The organism is Halomonas cupida (assembly GCF_900142755.1).
GTDB classification, from domain to species: Bacteria; Pseudomonadota; Gammaproteobacteria; order Pseudomonadales; family Halomonadaceae; genus Halomonas; species Halomonas cupida.
The window spans coordinates 36,788-53,406 of record NZ_FRCA01000007.1 but is presented as its reverse complement, the minus strand read 5'-3'; the positions used below and the strand labels follow the sequence as shown (position 1 = coordinate 53,406).

At 61.2% G+C, this 16,619-nt stretch carries 16 protein-coding genes and 1 tRNA gene; 6 read left to right on the top strand and 11 right to left on the bottom strand.

What is annotated here, in order from left to right:
• Positions 1-427 precede the first annotated feature (427 nt).
• Positions 428-628, top strand: a complete 201-nt coding sequence (locus BUE38_RS13405; RefSeq protein ID WP_073435729.1) for a glycine zipper domain-containing protein — start codon at positions 428-430, stop codon at positions 626-628.
• Between the two features lie 121 nt (positions 629-749).
• Here BUE38_RS13405 and BUE38_RS13400 read toward each other — a convergent pair.
• The 6 genes from BUE38_RS13400 to bioB all read right to left on the bottom strand — a co-directional run bounded on the left by BUE38_RS13400 (position 750) and on the right by bioB (position 5,548).
• Positions 750-834: transfer RNA gene (locus BUE38_RS13400), tRNA-Leu, on the bottom strand.
• 44 nt (positions 835-878) lie between these two features.
• Positions 879-1,580, bottom strand: a complete 702-nt coding sequence (gene bioD, locus BUE38_RS13395) for a dethiobiotin synthase (protein WP_073435728.1) — start codon at positions 1,578-1,580, stop codon at positions 879-881.
• Positions 1,581-1,612: 32 nt separating this feature from the next.
• Positions 1,613-2,428 carry a methyltransferase domain-containing protein gene (locus BUE38_RS13390; protein WP_073435727.1) on the bottom strand — a complete coding sequence of 272 codons (816 nt, stop codon included), beginning with the start codon at positions 2,426-2,428 and terminating at the stop codon, positions 1,613-1,615.
• Positions 2,425-3,237 (bottom strand): alpha/beta fold hydrolase, encoded by an 813-nt coding sequence (locus BUE38_RS13385; RefSeq protein WP_073435726.1) that lies wholly within the window; start codon positions 3,235-3,237, stop codon positions 2,425-2,427. The genes BUE38_RS13390 and BUE38_RS13385 overlap by 4 nt, the downstream gene beginning before the upstream one ends.
• Positions 3,234-4,430 carry an 8-amino-7-oxononanoate synthase gene (bioF, locus tag BUE38_RS13380; RefSeq protein ID WP_073435725.1) on the bottom strand — a complete coding sequence of 399 codons (1,197 nt, stop codon included), beginning with the start codon at positions 4,428-4,430 and terminating at the stop codon, positions 3,234-3,236. The genes BUE38_RS13385 and bioF overlap by 4 nt, the downstream gene beginning before the upstream one ends.
• Positions 4,430-5,548, bottom strand: a complete 1,119-nt coding sequence (gene bioB, locus BUE38_RS13375) for a biotin synthase BioB (protein WP_084541932.1) — start codon at positions 5,546-5,548, stop codon at positions 4,430-4,432. Before bioB ends, bioF begins: the two co-directional genes overlap by 1 nt.
• Before the next feature lie 184 nt (positions 5,549-5,732).
• Here bioB and BUE38_RS13370 point away from each other — a divergent pair, with 184 nt between their 5' ends.
• The 5 genes from BUE38_RS13370 (at position 5,733) to BUE38_RS13350 (ending at position 10,637) form a co-directional block, all read left to right on the top strand.
• A complete protein-coding gene (locus BUE38_RS13370; RefSeq protein WP_084541931.1) occupies positions 5,733-6,362 on the top strand; it encodes a ComF family protein in 630 nt (209 codons plus the stop codon).
• A 295-nt stretch (positions 6,363-6,657) separates the two neighbouring features.
• Positions 6,658-7,644, top strand: coding sequence for a serine/threonine protein kinase (locus BUE38_RS13365; RefSeq protein WP_073435724.1), 987 nt, complete (start codon positions 6,658-6,660; stop codon positions 7,642-7,644).
• A gap of 338 nt (positions 7,645-7,982) precedes the next feature.
• Entirely contained in the window at positions 7,983-8,540 is a 558-nt protein-coding gene (gene folE, locus BUE38_RS13360) for a GTP cyclohydrolase I FolE (RefSeq protein WP_073435723.1), read from the top strand.
• An 87-nt stretch (positions 8,541-8,627) separates the two neighbouring features.
• Positions 8,628-9,074 carry a dihydroneopterin triphosphate 2'-epimerase gene (gene folX, locus BUE38_RS13355; RefSeq protein ID WP_073435722.1) on the top strand — a complete coding sequence of 149 codons (447 nt, stop codon included), beginning with the start codon at positions 8,628-8,630 and terminating at the stop codon, positions 9,072-9,074.
• Positions 9,075-9,176: 102 nt separating this feature from the next.
• A complete protein-coding gene (locus BUE38_RS13350) occupies positions 9,177-10,637 on the top strand; it encodes an NAD-dependent succinate-semialdehyde dehydrogenase (RefSeq protein ID WP_073435721.1) in 1,461 nt (486 codons plus the stop codon).
• Positions 10,638-11,091: 454 nt separating this feature from the next.
• On the opposite strand, the gene purH is transcribed toward BUE38_RS13350, so the two are convergent.
• The 5 genes from purH to accC all read right to left on the bottom strand — a co-directional run bounded on the left by purH (position 11,092) and on the right by accC (position 16,608).
• Positions 11,092-12,672 (bottom strand): bifunctional phosphoribosylaminoimidazolecarboxamide formyltransferase/IMP cyclohydrolase, encoded by a 1,581-nt coding sequence (gene purH / locus BUE38_RS13345; RefSeq protein ID WP_073435720.1) that lies wholly within the window; start codon positions 12,670-12,672, stop codon positions 11,092-11,094.
• Positions 12,673-12,752: 80 nt separating this feature from the next.
• Positions 12,753-13,085 (bottom strand): DNA-binding transcriptional regulator Fis, encoded by a 333-nt coding sequence (gene fis, locus BUE38_RS13340; RefSeq protein WP_084541930.1) that lies wholly within the window; start codon positions 13,083-13,085, stop codon positions 12,753-12,755.
• The gene (dusB, locus tag BUE38_RS13335) at positions 13,082-14,140 is read right to left on the bottom strand and encodes a tRNA dihydrouridine synthase DusB (protein WP_073435719.1); all 1,059 of its coding nucleotides are present in this window, start codon (positions 14,138-14,140) and stop codon (positions 13,082-13,084) included. The genes fis and dusB overlap by 4 nt, the downstream gene beginning before the upstream one ends.
• Positions 14,141-14,231: 91 nt before the next feature.
• Complete coding sequence (gene prmA / locus BUE38_RS13330) at positions 14,232-15,146, bottom strand: 50S ribosomal protein L11 methyltransferase (protein WP_073435718.1); 915 nt, start codon at positions 15,144-15,146, stop codon at positions 14,232-14,234.
• A gap of 121 nt (positions 15,147-15,267) precedes the next feature.
• The gene (gene accC / locus BUE38_RS13325) at positions 15,268-16,608 is read right to left on the bottom strand and encodes an acetyl-CoA carboxylase biotin carboxylase subunit (protein WP_073435717.1); all 1,341 of its coding nucleotides are present in this window, start codon (positions 16,606-16,608) and stop codon (positions 15,268-15,270) included.
• Between the last annotated feature and the right edge of the window lie 11 nt (positions 16,609-16,619).

The window sequence follows — 16,619 nt, the reverse complement described above, 5'->3', positions numbered from 1 at the left end:
ATTGCCATGTCAATAGCGGCTCTCGTTCGAAAGCGGCCGCGCGCGGTGTTCAGGGTTGCAGGATAAGTACTGGTTTCGATTGGCAACATAGCTCCATGCGCCCAGTGAATCGGGGCTGAAACACTCCTCGATCATATCAGAAGGAAGAATGGGGATTGCGCAGCAACGGCGCTCGCGATTTCACCTGCCATAGGGTAGACCATTACGGCCACATCGCTTTCCAGGCCCCGACCGCAGCCTGCATTGAAGGCGCGCTGGCTTGGTGATCGGGAAATATCGAACGGTGTGGGCGCAGCGCCATGATGTTGAAGGCGCGAGGGTGTCACAAGCGGCAGCTCGTTGCGGCGCCGATGGAACGCTATCGATAAACATCCAATACTGCCAGTCGCGTGTTGCCGGTGTTGGTAACGAGAAGCGAGGAGGATATGTGGTCGACAACAAGCAGAAGGAAACGCCAAAGGCCAGGCGCCCCATAGCGGCAGGGCTCGGTATTGGACTGGCAACAGGAGTGGCGGTAGGCATTGCCACTGAAAACCTGGCCATCGGGATAGGCGTAGGAATAGCGATTGGTGCCGCAATGGGGGCGGCTCGCAAGGAGAAAGGCGGCAATGGCGAGTCGAAAGACTGAGTCGTTACGCTATCGGGTGAGGGAGGCAGTCAATCGGCTCGGTCACAATCCGGTCACAGTAGATTCTCTACTGCGTCGAAACAACGTGGTCGAAATCGGGAAAAACTGAGGGGAATCAAAATGGTGCGGATGGGGAGACTTGAACTCCCACGCCCGAAGGCACTAGAACCTAAATCTAGCGTGTCTACCAATTCCACCACATCCGCACTGCAGGTAGGCGGCCCGTATTTTACGGGACCCGCTCCGCAAGTCAATCGATTCTCGGCAAGTGCAGGTAATCTGCGGCCTTTCCTGCACGCTCTATGGGGCTGGCTTCGGTGAGACGTGGCACCACACCAAGGCAGGGCGCGGGGATGACCCGGGTGAGATGGGCCAGGTTGGCCTGGTAGAGTGTATCGTCCACGGCAAAGCCGGGATCGAGTAGGTTGCCCACCCAGCCGGCCAGTTCCAGGCCATCGGCCTGGATTGCCTCGGCGGTCAGTTGGGCGTGGTTCAGGCAACCGAGTTTGAGACCAACCACCAGCACGACGGGGAGGTCGAGGCGCGAGGCCAGCTCTGCCAGGTTTTCCTCGGGGTTGAGCGGTACGCGCCACCCGCCGGCGCCTTCCACCAGTATCAGGTCGCGAGGCTCTGCCAGAGCGGGGGCCAGGGCGCCTTCCAGGCGCTCGAGACCCAGGTCACAACCGGCGCGTTGGGCGGCGAGGTGGGGTGCAATGGCGGGCTCAAAGGCAAAGGGGTTGATAGTGGCGTAGTCAGTGGCGGGGAAGGTGTGGGCCATCAGGCTCAGGGCGTCGGCATTGCGCAGGCCAACGCCGGTGTTCTCGCAGCCGGAAGCCACTGGCTTGAGGCCCAGGGTGGTCAGCCCGTCCCGGCGTGCTCTCGCCAACAGGGCAGAAGCAATCAATGTCTTGCCTGTGTCGGTATCAGTACCGGTGATGAAGTAGCGTTGCATCCAGGTAGCTCCGCAGATTGATACTGTTTGGTTCAGGCGTCCAGCACCAGGGTCAGGCGCTGATAGGTAACGGGAAGACCTCGGTGATCCCGCAACGTTTCGTATCGGCGCCGGGCCCGTTCAATGTCTCCCCTGGTGCGTCGTACATCACGGCCGCTAACCTGAGCGCCTACGCCCTTGATCGAGTCCATCACCGCCCGGAGGTCAGGGTAATGGAAGCGTTCACAGGCTTGATCGACAGTGATGCCTGACCAGCCGGCGGCATGGGCGGCAAGGCGGTGGCAGGCGGCATCACGAAAGCTCAGCACTCCCGCTGGCGCATGGGGCTGGCGCCAGACCTGCTCGATTTCGCTCAGGGTGCCCGGGGCCAGGGTGTTGATCACGGCCCGCCCGCCGGGACGGATGACTCGGCGCAGCTCCTCGAGTGTTGCTTGAAGATCGGGACACCACTGGATCGCCAGGTTGGAGACGATCAACGCCTGACTGGCATCTGCCAGCGGTAGTCTCGCAGCATCGGCGCATAGCCAGGTGAGCTGCTGTTGATGAGGCTGTTTGCGTGCCTCGTGGAGCATCGCGTAGGAAAGATCCACGCCAGTCAGCCGTGCCCCGGCATAGTGTGCTGCCAGTGCATACGCCAGATCACCCGGCCCGCAGCCGATATCCAGGATGTGATCGGCGCTGGCAGGCAGATATGACCAGAGCGCCTCGGCCATTGCCGCCTGGGCTCGGGCATGGCGGCGATAATGTGGCGCCGCGCGGGAGAAGGCGTGGGCGACCCGCTGCGACCAGTCGGTGTCATTCGAGGTGTTGGCAGGGGCAGAAGGGGCGAGTGATAACGGTGCATTCATGAGTTGATCTCCTCCTGCTTGCGGGACGAGGACCGGGATGGCAGAAGGCTTTCCTTTCCAGGCAGCTGAAGGCTCTTGTTATCAGCCAGCTGAAGGCTCTCCTCGATAAACCGGGCCTGATCTTCGATCAATCGGGCCAGAGGTGCGGGCTGACTGACCATGGGGCAGTGACCGGCATTGGCGAGTCGCGCGTCCATGGCATGGCGTACTGATTCGGCGAGCAGCGGATCTCGGTCGCCGCAGAGGTGGCGGACCGGACAGGACAGTGTTGCCAGTGACTCGGTGATATCGCAGTTGGCGAGCCACTCCAGACCTGAGGCAAGGGTGTCGACATCATGGAGGTGGTTCCTGTCGACCAACTCGCCGAGCAGGCGCAGGGCGTTGCCCGGTGACGGTTCGCCGCTGAGCTGCCAACGCAGGAAGTGTCTCCGGGCCTTGTCTGGTGAGCGTTCGAAGGCATTCCGAAAGCTGGTCAGATCTGCCTCGGTGACGCCCTGAGGATGGCAGAAACGTGATCCCATACCGAGCAGGATCAGCCCTCTGGGCGAGGGTAACCGGTGAGCCAGCAGCGTGGCCTGCAGGGCACCAAGGGACCAGCCAACCCAGATGGCATCCTGAGGTAGCTCTCCGGCCATGGCGGTTGCCAGTGCCTGGTGGTCAGCATCTAGCGCGGTGACGGGCAGGGCCGGATGCTGGCCCATGCCAGGCCAGTCCGGGGTGGCGACGTCGACGTCGGTCGACCAGTGAGGGGCGAGAGGGCGCCAGATTCGAGCATCCACTGCCCAACCGGACAACAGCACCAGCTTCATGTGTGGTCCTCCTGCTGGCCCTGCCCTTGCTGCTGCCCCTGCTCTTCCTGCTGACATCGTTGCAGGGCCTCGAGCAGCCGATGGACATCATTGAAGTCGTGGCGTGCGCTGAGCGTGATGCGCAATCGTGCCTGGCCTCTAGCCACCGTTGGAGGACGAATGGCGCCCACGCGAAAGCCGAGCTCGCCGAGCTGTCGACTCCAGTGCATCACCCGCGACTCTTCGCCCAGCAGCAATGGCTGGATCGGAGAGGAGGAGCCCATCAGCGGCAGCCCGATGCTGGCAGCCTCGTGGCGGAACCGGGCAATCAGCGCCTGAAGATGGTGACGCCGCTCGGGCTCGCTGACACAGATGTGCAGGGACGCCAGGCTGGCACTGGCGACGCCCGGGGGGAGCGCAGTGGTGTAGATATAGGGGCGCGCAAACTGGATCAGGTGTTCGATCAATGCCGTGTCGCCGGCGACAAAGGCGCCCGCGGTACCCAATGCCTTACCGAGAGTGCCGACCAATACCTGAACCTGGTCGCTGGCATAATGTCGTCCAACGCAGCCGTCCCCGTCGTTGCCCAGGACGCCGAGGCCGTGGGCGTCGTCGATCATCAGCCAGGCTTGGTGCTGCGCCGCGATGGAGGTCAGGTCATCCAGTGGGGCAACATCGCCATCCATGCTGAACACGCCATCACTGACGATCAGGCGCCGCTGGCTGGCATCAGCGCGGGCCAGCAGGCGCCGGAGATCCTCGCCGTCGGCATGGTGGTAGCGTCGCGAGCGTGCTCCCGCCAGTTTGGCTCCGTCGAGCAGCGAGGCATGGTTGAGACGGTCCTGAAACAACTGCGTGTCGGTGTCGCACAGGGCCTGCAGCACACCCAGATTGGCCATGTAACCGGTGGAGAACAATAGTGCGCGTTGACGTCCGGTGTGCTGCGCCAGGGCTTCTTCCAGCTCATGGTGGGCCTGGCTGTGGCCGGTCACCAGGTGCGAAGCGCCACTGCCGGCTCCATGGAGTCGAGCGCCTTGATGCTGCGCCGCGATGACCCTCGGGTCATTGGCCAGCCCCAGGTAGTCATTGCTGGCGAAGTCGATCAGAGCATCATTGGTTCCACGCACCAGGCGACACCGCCAGCGTCCGGCCTGGCGCTGTTCCGCGGCCTTGTGGGCCAGAAACCGCTGCCAATCGTTGCCGGTGCTACTCATCAGGCACTGGCGTCGTAGTAGAGGGACTCTGTGGCCTGACGCTGGATGGCCGCCTCCAGATGTTGCTGTTGTTCACTATCGCTGTGGCAGACTTCGCGTTGTTCCGGGTGCAGGCCAAGCTTGTCGAACAGGGCGCGATCTCGTTCCAGCTGCGGGTTGGCCGTGGTCAGCAGTGTCTCGCCGTGGAAGATAGAGTTGGCACCGGCGAGGAAGGCCAATGCCTGAGTGGATTCCGACATCTGCTCGCGTCCGGCGGACAGGCGCACGTGGCTTTTCGGCATCAGAATGCGCGCCACGGCGATGGTGCGAATGAAGTCGAGGGGATCGAGGTCGTCGACATCTTCCAGTGGCGTACCGGCCACCTTGACCAGCATGTTGATCGGTACCGACTCCGGATGTGGATCAAGGTTGGCCAACTGCTGGAGCAGGGAGGCGCGGTCGCGGGATGACTCGCCCATACCGACAATGCCGCCGGAGCAGATGCTCATACCGGCCTGACGCACGTTGTCCAGAGTTTCCAGGCGCTCACCGTAGGTGCGAGTGGTGATGATCTCGCCGTAGTATTCCGGCGAGGTGTCCAGGTTGTGGTTGTAGTAGTCGAGGCCGGCATCGGCCAATTGCGTGGCCTGATCACCATCGAGCATACCCAGAGTCATGCAGGTTTCCAGCCCGAGAGCCTTGACCTGGCGAACCATTTCCAGCACCACGTCGAGATCCTTCTGACGAGGGCTGCGCCATGCCGCACCCATGCAGAAACGGCTGGCGCCGGCATCGCGTGCGGCACGCGCCTGATTGACGACCTTCTCGATCTCCAGCAGCTTTTCCTTGCCGAGTCCGGTGTTGTAGTGGCCCGACTGCGGGCAGTATTTGCAGTCTTCGGGGCAGGCTCCGGTCTTGATCGACAACAGGGTAGAAATCTGTACCGCATTGGGGTCGAAGTGCTCGCGATGCACTTGCTGGGCGCGGAACAGTAGATCATTGAAGGGCAGAGCCAGCAGTGTTTCGATGTCATCCAGCGACCAGTCGTAGCGAACCCCGCCGTTGGCCGGAGCTGGATGGGGGGATGCAGATGATGAAGTAGCGGGTGACGAAATGGCGGACAGGGAGGTCGATGTCATGGTCAACTCTACTGGTTTTTAGAAGTTTACACGAAGGATAAAGACTTGGCGGGAGCTGTCAACCTGGCTTTATTTCAGGGTTAACAGATTGCTGGGCAGTTGGTTGCAAGGCAGCTGTCTGCTGTGTCGTGGACCGGTGCTCCGGCGGCGCAGGAAGCTTGTGGGTGAGGGGAGGACAGTGGCGATGTGTCAGGACTGTCACCACCACCTGCCGTGGAACCACCACGCCTGTCGGCGCTGTGCCGAGCCGCTGGGCCAACGTCACCCGACATCGGCTGCGGCGGAGCTGTGTGGGCGTTGTGTGGCCCGTCCACCGGCCTTGACGTCCTGTCATGCGCCTCTTCTCTACCATGCGGAAGTCGCCCGGTTGGTGCACCGCTTCAAATTTCATGCTGACTGTCATGCAGGCCATATGCTGGTAGCGCTGTTTGCCGAGCATCTGCTGGATGATTCGGTCGGCGATCGTCCTGATGTGTTGCTGGCGGTACCTGCGGATGGTGTGCGGGCGCGGCAACGTGGGCTGGAGCATGCTGAATGGCTGACATGTCAGTTGGCGGGGTATCTGGCGTTGCCGGTGATGGTGGCGCGGCGTCGCCGGGGAGTCGGTCAGGCTCAGCGTGGCTTGTCTCGCAGCGCCAGGTTGCGCAACCTGCGTGGCAGCTTTGTGATCGATGGCCCTCTGCCGGCTCATGTGGCGCTGGTTGACGATGTAATGACCACCGGGGCGACCATCGAACAACTGGCGCGCTGCTGTAAGCAGGCCGGTGCCCGTCGCGTGGATGCCTGGGTGATGGCGAGGACACCTGTCTGCTAGTGTGGTGTCCCGCAAGTTCATCGTGTTTCAGAGCCATCAGGCGTCGCTGGGGCTAGACGCGTCCTGTAGTCCATATCGACTATATGGACCAGGGAGGCAACACAGCACCAGCGGCGCCTGATGACTCCCAGGGGGCGCGCCATACCGGGCCGCTGACGGAGTTGTCGCTTTTAGCAAGGGGAGCAGCCATTCCCTGCAAGCGGCTTTGGTCATCGATCCGGTATGACGCGCTGAAATCATGCCAACTTGTGGGATACCACGCTAACATGCAGCTGGAACCTTGCCTGGAGTCGTCATGACTACGCCCTTGCCTCCCTTTGCAGAACTGTCTCCAACACTGGTCGTATCGGCCATCGAGTCGCTGGGCTTCTGGCTGCCGGGTGAACCCTTTGCCCTCAACAGCTACGAGAATCGCGTCTACATGGTCCATGACGAGGAGCGCAAGCGTTGGGTGGTCAAGTTCTACCGCCCGGGACGCTGGACCGACGCCCAGATTCAGGAAGAACACGACTGGCTGTTCGAGCTGGCTGACGCCGGGGTTCCGGTGGGGGCCCCCTGGCGCAATGATGACGGAGAAAGCCTGCATCATGTGGAAGGCTTTCGGTTGGCATTGTTTCCACAATTGAGCGGTCAGGCGCCTGAACTGGAAAATCCGTCGCATCTGTTCGTGCTGGGGGAGCTGATTGGCCAGATGCATGCGGTTGGCGAACGTTCGGCCTTTACCCAGCGTCTGTCGCTGGACCCGGTGAACATGGCCCGCCAGGCGGGTGAGGTGGTGCTCTCCGGCAACTGGATGGATCGCCGCCAGCGCCAGGCATACGAGCGTATCTCTGCCGCTATGCTTCGGCAGTTGGACGCCATCGATTGGAAGAGTGTTGCCTGGCTGCGAGTCCATGGCGACTGCCATATCGGCAATATGCTTGGTCGTGATGAGCACTTTGCCCTGGTCGACTTCGATGATGCGCTGATGGCGCCTGCCGTACAGGACCTATGGATGCTGCTGACGGCGGAGGATGCCGAGGAGCGTTTCATGCAATACAGCGAAGTGGTCGAGGGGTACGAGCAGGCTCGCGAGTTCGACCGGAGCGAGTTGGCGTTGATGGAACCACTCAGAGCATTGCGGCTGGTTCGCCACAGCGCGTGGATCGTATCGCGCTGGGAAGATCCGGCATTTCCTGCAGCCTTCCCCTGGATCAGCGGCGCCGAGTTCTGGGATAGCCACATTCGCCAACTGGAACATCAGCGTCTGGCAATGGATCAGGCACCACGCTGGCTGGCATGAATGCAAGGCGCTGCGTAGCGACGTTGCCTGAGGTAAACTATGCCGCCATGTGGCTCGGTTGTACGTTGCGCTCGACGATGTGCTCGGTTGTACTGAAAGAGTACAGGAGTTGTATATGAGCTCTCGACGCAATATGGCAAGCCGCCACATCTTTCGTTCGGCACGGTGTAGACCCAACGGTTTGTGCTGCGTCGATTACCGGACTGCATTGCTCGCGTGCTCTGTTCTCTGGATGAGACCAGTAGAGGCGCGAGTGTGAAACCTGCATCAGCCATTCGCAATGTGATGGCCAAGCGCCATCGCAGCCGTTTGCTGGATTTCCCCTGAAGGGCCCAACAATGACCGACACTCTTGCCAACCACTATCGCGGTATCATCACGGAACTGGGTGAAGATCCGGACCGTGAGGGTCTTGTCGATACTCCTCGGCGCGCGGCCAAGGCCATGCAGTTTCTCAATCGTGGCTACACCCAGTCGCTTGAGGAGATCGTCAATGGAGCGGTATTCAGCTCCGAGACCGACGAGATGGTGTTGGTCAAGGACATCGAGTTGTATTCGATGTGCGAACACCATCTATTGCCGTTCATTGGCAAGTGCCACATCGCTTATCTTCCCAACGGCAAGGTATTGGGACTCTCGAAGTTCGCCCGTATCGTCGACATGTATGCGCGTCGCATGCAGATTCAGGAGAATCTGACTCGGCAGATTGCCGATGCGGTACAGCAGGTGACCAATGCCCAGGGCGTTGCGGTGGTGATTGAGGCTCGTCATCTATGCATGATGATGCGCGGCGTCGAGAAGCAGAATTCCAGCATGACTTCCTCTGTCATGCTGGGGGCCTTCCGCGAAAAGGCGACGACGCGCCAGGAATTCCTGACTCTAGTAAATGGTCGCTGAGACCAGGTTGGCGGCGAAATGCCGCCACACGCTGCACTTGTTGGCTGAATTCCAGGCCACAATCCACAACAACTCAAGGAGGACGGGATGGCGTTACATGTATTGGACGATCAGCACCTCGATCATTCGCTGGCAACGATACGCATCAAGAATCTGCGCCTGAGAACTTATATCGGTATCAAGGATGAGGAAGTGCGCAATCTGCAGGATGTGATCATCAATGCGGTGATTCGCTATCCGGCCGATGAGGCAGTGGCCTTCGACCAGATCGAACAGGCGCTGAACTACCGCACCATCACCAAGGAAATCATCGCCCATGTCGAGGGCAATCGTTTCATGCTGCTGGAACGAATGACCCGTGAGCTGCTCGACCTGATCATGAGCCATGAACAGGTACTGACGACCCAGCTCGAGATCGACAAGCCGCATGCGCTGCGCTTTGCAGACTCGGTGTCGGTGACTCTCTCGGCGTCACGCCAGACGCGGCAGCGGGAAAATCTGCAACTCCCCGGGCGAGATTCAGATAAATCCTGATCTGGTTCTGGTGAATCTTGAGTAGCGAACAGGTTGGCTATCCGGGGGCGTAGCGCTTAGCATGGAAGTGATTATCCATTGCTGTTCCCCAGGAGCTCCCCGATGACTTCGCTACAGGACATGCCGCTGTTTCGTCCCTTTGCCTATATCGACGGCAGTTGGGTCGCCGCAGACGGTGATGAGCAGATTGATGTTGTGAACCCGGCCACCGGTGAGGTAATCGCCCAGGTACCTCGCCTTGGTCGTGCAGAAACCGAAACTGCCATTGCGGCTGCCGATGCCGCCTTGCCTGCCTGGCGAGCCCTGTCCGCTCAGCAGCGTGCCGATATCCTGATGAAATGGTATGAGCTGATGCTCGAACATCAGGATGAGCTGGCTACCATCATGACGCTGGAGCAGGGCAAGCCGCTCAAGGAAGCCGCTGGTGAGATCGCCTATGCCGCCAGCTTCCTGCGCTGGTTCGCCGAGGAAGGTCGCCGTGTCTATGGCGAGACCATTCCGGCAGCCCATGCCAATCAACGTATTGTTGTCACCAAACACCCGGTGGGGGTGTGCGGTGCCATCACGCCCTGGAACTTCCCGGCAGCCATGATCACTCGCAAGGCGGGAGCGGCACTGGCTGCAGGCTGCACCATCGTCTGCAAGCCGGCGAGCCAGACACCGCTGTCGGCCACGGCGTTGGCGCTGCTTGCCGAGCGTGCCGGGGTACCGCGCGGCGTGTTCAATGTCGTGCCTGGTGCCGCCAGTGAAATTGCCAGTGCGCTGACCGAATCTCCCGTTGTGCGCAAGGTGACCTTCACCGGCTCGACCGAAGTGGGTCGTAGCTTGATGGCTCAGGCCGCACAGCACATCCAGAAGATTTCTCTGGAGCTGGGCGGCAATGCCCCCTTCATTGTCTTCGAGGACGCGGATCTCGATGCCGCGGTGACCGGTGCCATGGCGGCCAAGTTCCGCAATGCCGGCCAGACCTGTGTGTGCACCAACCGTTTCCTGGTGCAGTCCAGCGTGGTCAATGCCTTCAGCGAGAAGCTGGCGGTAGCCATGAACAGTGAGCTGAACGTGGGTGATGGCACCCAGAGTGGCGTCAATATCGGCCCATTGATCGATGACAAGGCGGTGGCCAAGGTCAACGAGCATGTTCAGGATGCCGTGGACAGCGGTGCGGAACTGTGGATCGGTGGGCACCCACACCCACTGGGTGGCAACTTCTTCACCCCGACCTTGATCAGTGGCGCTACCGCGAAGATGAAGGTGGCCAGCGAGGAGACCTTCGGGCCTCTGGCCGCGGTCTTTGCCTTTGACGACGAAGCCGAAGCGGTGAGCATGGCCAATGATACCGAGTATGGCCTGGCGGCGTATTTCTATACCCGTGATATGGGTCGTACGTGGCGTCTCGCCGATGCGCTGGAATATGGCATGCTGGGTATCAACACGGGCATGATTTCCAATGCTGCAGCACCCTTCGGCGGTGTAAAGGCATCGGGTCTGGGGCGTGAAGGTGGCCACCAGGGCCTGGAAGAGTTCCTCGAGACCAAGTATCTGTGTATTGATCTCGGGGAATAATGGCTACGAGCTGGCCCATGTTCGTTCCCGACGAACATGGGCACTTCCCACATCCCTGTGGGTCGCGAGCTATAGGCTATGAGCTGGCCGATGTTGGTTCCCGATGAAGATGGGCGCGTCCTATAGCTATATGGGTCGGCTATTCGTGTTCCCGACACGAACACGCACTTCCCACGTCCATGTGGGTCGCGAGCTATGAGTTGGCCGCAGGCTATAAGCTGTAAGTCATAAGCCGTAAGTTAACCCCTGGCCTTGGGGTTTGCGGCTTATTGAGTGGTAAGTGAAACTTCAAACCCTTTTGTCTGCGTCCCGCTCGGGAAGTAGAGGATTGTTCGTCAGAAAGTCGACAAGACCAGCAGCTTGAAGCTGCTGGTCTTGTCTATCTCTGTTCCAGGTTCCTGCCCGTGGTCCATGGAGCGGCACCAGACCGCTCGCAGCTCGGAGCTCGGAGCCTTCAGTGCCGGAAGTGACGCATCCCGGTAAATACCATGGCGATACCGGCTTCGTTGGCGGCGTCGATCACTTCCTGGTCACGCATTGAACCGCCCGGCTGGATCACGGCCGAAATGCCGGCGCTGGCGGCGGCGTCGATGCCGTCACGGAACGGGAAGAAGGCATCGCTGGCCATCACTGATCCCGGTACCGACAGGCCTTCATCGGCGGCCTTGATGCCGGCAATGCGTGCCGAGTAGACACGGCTCATCTGGCCGGCGCCGACGCCAATGGTCTGGCCTTCACGGGCGTAGACGATGGCATTGGACTTGACGTACTTGGCCACTTTCCAGGCAAACTCCAGGTCACGCATTTCCTGCTCGGTGGGCACGCGCTCGCTGACAACGGTGAGGTCGTCGCGGCTGACCATGCCGAGGTCGCGGTCCTGAACCAGCAGGCCGCCGGTGACGCGCTTGAGGTCGAGTCCCGCATCTGGCTTGTTCGACCAGTTGGCGCTGACATCGAGCAGGCGGACATTCTTCTTCTCGGCAACGATGGCGCTGGCCTCGTCGCTGACGCCCGGGGCGATGATCACTTCGACGAACTGACGATCGATGATGGCACGAGCTGTCTCGGCATCAAGCGGTACGTTGAAGGCGATGATGCCGCCGAAGGCGCTGGTCGGGTCGGTAGCAAAAGCCTTGTCATAGGCTGCCAGTGCGCTATCGCCAACCGCGACACCGCAGGGGTTGGCATGCTTGACGATGACACAGGCCGTTTCGGTGAAGCTCTTGACGCATTCGAAGGCAGCATCGGTGTCGGCCACGTTGTTGAAGGACAGCGGCTTGCCCTGCAGGGTAACGGCGGTGGACACGCTGGGCTCGCTGGCCCTCGGGTCGACGTAGAAGGCTGCCTTCTGGTGCGGATTCTCGCCGTAACGCATCGACTGCTTGCGCATCAACTGCATGTTCCAGGTGCGCGGGAAGCCATCCTCGGCGTCTTCCACCAGGCGACCGAGGTAGTCCGCGATGGCGCTGTCGTAGCCGGCAGTGTGCTCGAAGGCCTTGACGGCGAGATCGAAGCGCGTGGCCTGGCCGAGTGCGCCGCTGTTGCTGCGCATTTCGTCAATCACCCGAGAATAATCACCGGCGTTGACCACGATCGATGTCCAGGCATGGTTCTTGGCACAGGCACGAACCATGGTCGGGCCACCGATATCGATGTTCTCGATGGCGTCCTCGAGGGTGCAGTCTGGACGCGCGATGGTCTCGGCGAAGGGGTAGAGGTTGACCACCACCATATCGATGGGGGCAATGCCATGCTGCTCCATGACCTCGTCATCCTGCCCGCGGCGGCCCAGAATGCCGCCGTGAATGGTCGGGTGCAGGGTCTTGACGCGACCGCCCATGATTTCGGGGAAGCCGGTGTGCTCGGAGACTTCGGTCACCGCAATACCCTGCTCGCTGAGCAGGCGGAAGGTGCCGCCGGTAGAGAGCAGTTCAACGCCCTGGTCCTGAAGGGCACGCGCGAAGTCGACGATCCCGGTCTTGTCCGACACGCTGATCAGGGCGCGGCGAATGGCGATGGGAGAGGAATGGGCCATGGGGTAGGTCTCTATTGCAGTCAGATGATCGAATGGTTGGCTGGAGCAAACGCAGGAAGGGAGCCATTGGCTCCCTTCCTCTAGATCAGGTCGTAATGCTTGAGCTTCTTGCGCAGCGTGCCGCGATTGAGGCCGAGCATCTCGGCGGCGCGGGTCTGGTTGCCGTTGGTGTACTCGAGCACGGATGACAGCAGCGGTGCCTCGACCTCGGCCAGTACCATGGCATGCAGGTCGGTCACGGTGCCGCCATCAAGATGATTGAAGTAGCGTCGCATGGACCACAGCACGGCTTCTCGCAACGGTCGGTCATCGCTGCTGGCCATATCGGTGGGGGCCAGACCGTCAAGATCCTGGTTGGCGTCGCCCAGTGTGGAGAACGATGACGTCTGATCTATGGTTTGTCGGCTAGTCATGCGGCGCGGATTCCATGGTGTGCCACGGCCCTCGCCACCCGCTCGGGGGCGTCGGCTGGGTCGTGACGAAAGAGTTCGTCGATAAAATCCAGTTGGCACTGGGGACTGTCCAGGCCATTGAAAGTGGCGCGTAGCTGGCGTCGCGAGTCCTCATCGAGGCGAGTATCTCCCTCCAGATACCAGCCCAGGTGCTTGCGGGCGATACGTACACCCATATGCTCTCCGTAGAAGGCATGCAGGGCGTGGAGGTGTCCTCCGAGCACGTCGCAGCGCTCGGTGAGGCTCGGGGCGGCCAGCCTTTTGCCATGTTGCAGGTAGTGATCGATCTCGCGGAAGATCCAGGGATTCCCCTGAGCGCCACGGCCGATCATCACCGCATTCGCACCAGTATAGTCGAGCACGGCGCGAGCCTTGTCAGGTGATGTAATATCGCCATTGGCAAAGACCGGAATCTGCACGCGAGATGCAACTTCAGCGATGGTGTCGTACTCGGCTTCGCCTCTGTAACGCTGCTGGCGATGGCGGCCATGCACGGCCAGGGCCTGGATGCCGCAATCCTCTGCCATTCGGGCGACCCGCACGGCATTGTTGCTGTCAGCGCACCAGCCGGTACGAATCTTCAGCGTCACCGGGATGTCCACGGACTTGACCACCGCCTCGAGTATCTCCGCTACCAATGTTTCATCACGCAGCAGGGCAGAGCCGGCGGCCTTGTTGCAGACCTTCTTGGCTGGGCAGCCCATGTTGATGTCGATGATCTCGGCGCCCTGATCGGCATTCAGCCTGGCCGCAGTGGCCAGCATCTCGGCATCGCCGCCGGCAATCTGTACCGCGCGAGGCCCCGGCTCGCCACGATGATCCATGCGCAGGCGTGATTTACGCGTGTTCCACAGCGCTGGATCGGCGATCAGCATCTCGCCTACCACCAATCCCGCCCCCAGTTGTCGGCACAGGGCGCGGAATGGCCGATCGGTCACCCCAGCCATGGGTGCGAGAATCACGCGGCTGGTTAGACGATGTGGGCCGATGCTGGGCAGTGGGCGAGTGTCGGACATGTATCTGGTCCTGGATCAAGGGTTGCATATCATACGCGCCCAGCCATCTTTGGTGAAGGCGCGGGCGCGGGATATTCGATGGGCTATTGTCTCAATTCAGCGGGCGGTGGCCGTGGAGGCGTACCCAGCCCTCACGATAGCAGGGGGTATCCATGATCAGTCCCTGAGCGCGGTAGGCGTCGAGTACCTCTTCTGCCTGGTCGGCAAGGATGCCGGACAGTGCCAGGCGTCCGCCTGGCGCGACATGTTGTCCGATGGTTGGAGCCAGTTCGACCAATGGACCCGCCAGGATATTGGCCACTACCAGCGGGAAGCGTTCGGCGCCCATCTGTTCGGGATAACGCAACTCGAGGCGTGACGATTCGATGTCGTTGCGTTCGGCGTTGTCGCGGCTGGCAGTCAGTGCCTGGGGGTCGATATCGGTGCCGATGGCGCTAGCGGCACCGAGCTTCAGCGTGGCAATGGCGAGAATGCCCGAGCCACAGCCGACGTCCAGTACGTCGAGGCCATCCAGACCGCCATCGAGAGCTAGTCCATCCAGCCACTCGAGACACAGTGCGGTAGTCGGGTGGGTTCCGGTGCCGAAGGCCAGACCCGGATCAAGCTTGAGGTTGATGGCGTCGTCCTGGGGTGGCTGATGCCAGCTCGGTACGATCCACAGGCGCTGCCCCATGCGTAAAGGTTTGAAGTCCTCCATCCACTCGCGTTCCCAGTCGCGATCGTCGAGCAACTCGTGTTCGATGACCGGGCAGGGATCGTCGGGCATGTGCTCGGCCCAGGCCGCTGCCAGCCGTTCGAGCATGTCGTGAATGCCCTCGAGGTCGTCGTAGAGGCCAGTGAGCACGGTCTGGTCCCACAGGGGAGTGGTACCTCGGTCAGGTTCGAACACCGGATCGTCATGCGCGTCCTGCAGGGTGATGGCAGTTGCGCCTTCCTCCAGCAACAGTTCCTCGAGCAGCTCGGCGTGCTCGGGTGGCACCTCTGCCTTGAGTTGAAGCCATGCCATGGCGAGCCTCCAGAATGGGGTAGGTCACAGGGAGTACGTATACGTAGCTGGGCAGAAACCCGTAGAAGCAGTCGGGGCGGCCAAGGCCGCCCCGTCGAGGAGAAGTCGTCCGCTGAGCAAATCAGAGGCCGAGCTTCTTCTCCAGGTAGTGGATGTTGACCCCACCCTGCTGGAAATAGCCATCGCGGACCAGATCCTTGTGCAGATCAGTGTTGGTCTTGATGCCTTCCACCAGCAGTTCATCCAGAGCATTGCGCATGCGGGTCAGCGCCGTTTCGCGATCGACCCCCCAGGTAATCAGCTTGCCGATCAGGGAATCGTAGTGCGGCGGCACGGTGTAGCCGGTATACAGGTGCGAATCCATGCGCACGCCGAGACCACCCGGAGGGTGATACAGCGTAACCTTGCCCGGGGAGGGCATGAAGGTACGCGAGTCCTCGGCATTGATGCGGCATTCGAAGGCATGGCCTTCGACCTTGACGTCCTGCTGGCGGATGGACAGCGGCAGACCGGAGGCGATACGCAGCTGCTCGCGGACGATGTCGACACCAGTGATCATCTCGGTGACCGGATGCTCGACCTGGACGCGAGTATTCATCTCGATGAAGAAGAACTCACCGTCCTCGTACAGGAACTCGAAGGTACCGGCACCACGATAGCCGATCTCGATACAGGCTTCGCGGCAGGACTCGAGTACCCGAGCACGAGCGTCCGGGTCCAGTCCAGGTGCCGGTGCCTCCTCGAGCACCTTCTGATGACGACGCTGCAGCGAGCAGTCGCGATCATAAAGATGAATGGCGTTGCCCTGACCGTCGGCCAGTACCTGGACCTCGACGTGGCGCGGCTTCTCGAGGAACTTCTCCATGTACACCGTGCCGTCGCCGAAGGCAGAGTGTGCCTCGGTGCGGGTGACGTTCACCGCAGAGATCAGATGAGCCTCGGTATGCACCACGCGCATGCCACGACCACCGCCGCCGGCGGCAGCCTTGATGATGACCGGATAGCCGATACGTTTAGCGGTGGCGAGCAGCTCACCTTCATCATCGGACAGCGGGCCGTCGGAGCCGGGCACGGTCGGAACTCCGGCCTTCTTCATGGCTTCAATGGCACTGACCTTGTCGCCCATCAAGCGGATGGTGTCGGCGCGCGGGCCAATGAAGGTAAAGCCGGAGCGCTCGACCTGCTCGGCGAAGTCGGCATTCTCGGAGAGGAAGCCATAGCCTGGATGAATAGCACTGGCGTCCGTCACTTCAGCAGCGCTGATCAGCGACGGAATATTCAGGTAAGACTGGGCGGAGGCGGCGGGGCCGATACACACGGCTTCGTCGGCGAGACGCACGTGCATGAGTTCGCGGTCGGCCTTGGAGTGTACCGCCACCGTCTTGATTCCCAGCTCCTTGCAGGCGCGCAGGATTCGCAGTGCGATCTCGCCTCGGTTGGCGATTAGAACCTTGTCCAACATGTTGGTGTCCG

Coding starts and splice junctions, on each gene's coding strand:
- prmA (WP_073435718.1), bottom strand. CDS start 15,146: ATGGCATGGCTTCAACTCAAGGCAGAGGTGCCACCCGAGCACGCCGAG.
- BUE38_RS13390 (WP_073435727.1), bottom strand. CDS start 2,428: ATGAATGCACCGTTATCACTCGCCCCTTCTGCCCCTGCCAACACCTCG.
- fis (WP_084541930.1), bottom strand. CDS start 13,085: ATGACTAGCCGACAAACCATAGATCAGACGTCATCGTTCTCCACACTG.
- BUE38_RS13370 (WP_084541931.1), top strand. CDS start 5,733: ATGTGTCAGGACTGTCACCACCACCTGCCGTGGAACCACCACGCCTGT.
- purH (WP_073435720.1), bottom strand. CDS start 12,672: ATGGCCCATTCCTCTCCCATCGCCATTCGCCGCGCCCTGATCAGCGTG.
- accC (WP_073435717.1), bottom strand. CDS start 16,608: ATGTTGGACAAGGTTCTAATCGCCAACCGAGGCGAGATCGCACTGCGA.
- folX (WP_073435722.1), top strand. CDS start 8,628: ATGGCGTTACATGTATTGGACGATCAGCACCTCGATCATTCGCTGGCA.
- bioB (WP_084541932.1), bottom strand. CDS start 5,548: ATGACATCGACCTCCCTGTCCGCCATTTCGTCACCCGCTACTTCATCA.
- BUE38_RS13365 (WP_073435724.1), top strand. CDS start 6,658: ATGACTACGCCCTTGCCTCCCTTTGCAGAACTGTCTCCAACACTGGTC.
- bioF (WP_073435725.1), bottom strand. CDS start 4,430: ATGAGTAGCACCGGCAACGATTGGCAGCGGTTTCTGGCCCACAAGGCC.
- bioD (WP_073435728.1), bottom strand. CDS start 1,580: ATGCAACGCTACTTCATCACCGGTACTGATACCGACACAGGCAAGACA.
- folE (WP_073435723.1), top strand. CDS start 7,983: ATGACCGACACTCTTGCCAACCACTATCGCGGTATCATCACGGAACTG.
- BUE38_RS13385 (WP_073435726.1), bottom strand. CDS start 3,237: ATGAAGCTGGTGCTGTTGTCCGGTTGGGCAGTGGATGCTCGAATCTGG.
- dusB (WP_073435719.1), bottom strand. CDS start 14,140: ATGTCCGACACTCGCCCACTGCCCAGCATCGGCCCACATCGTCTAACC.
- BUE38_RS13350 (WP_073435721.1), top strand. CDS start 9,177: ATGACTTCGCTACAGGACATGCCGCTGTTTCGTCCCTTTGCCTATATC.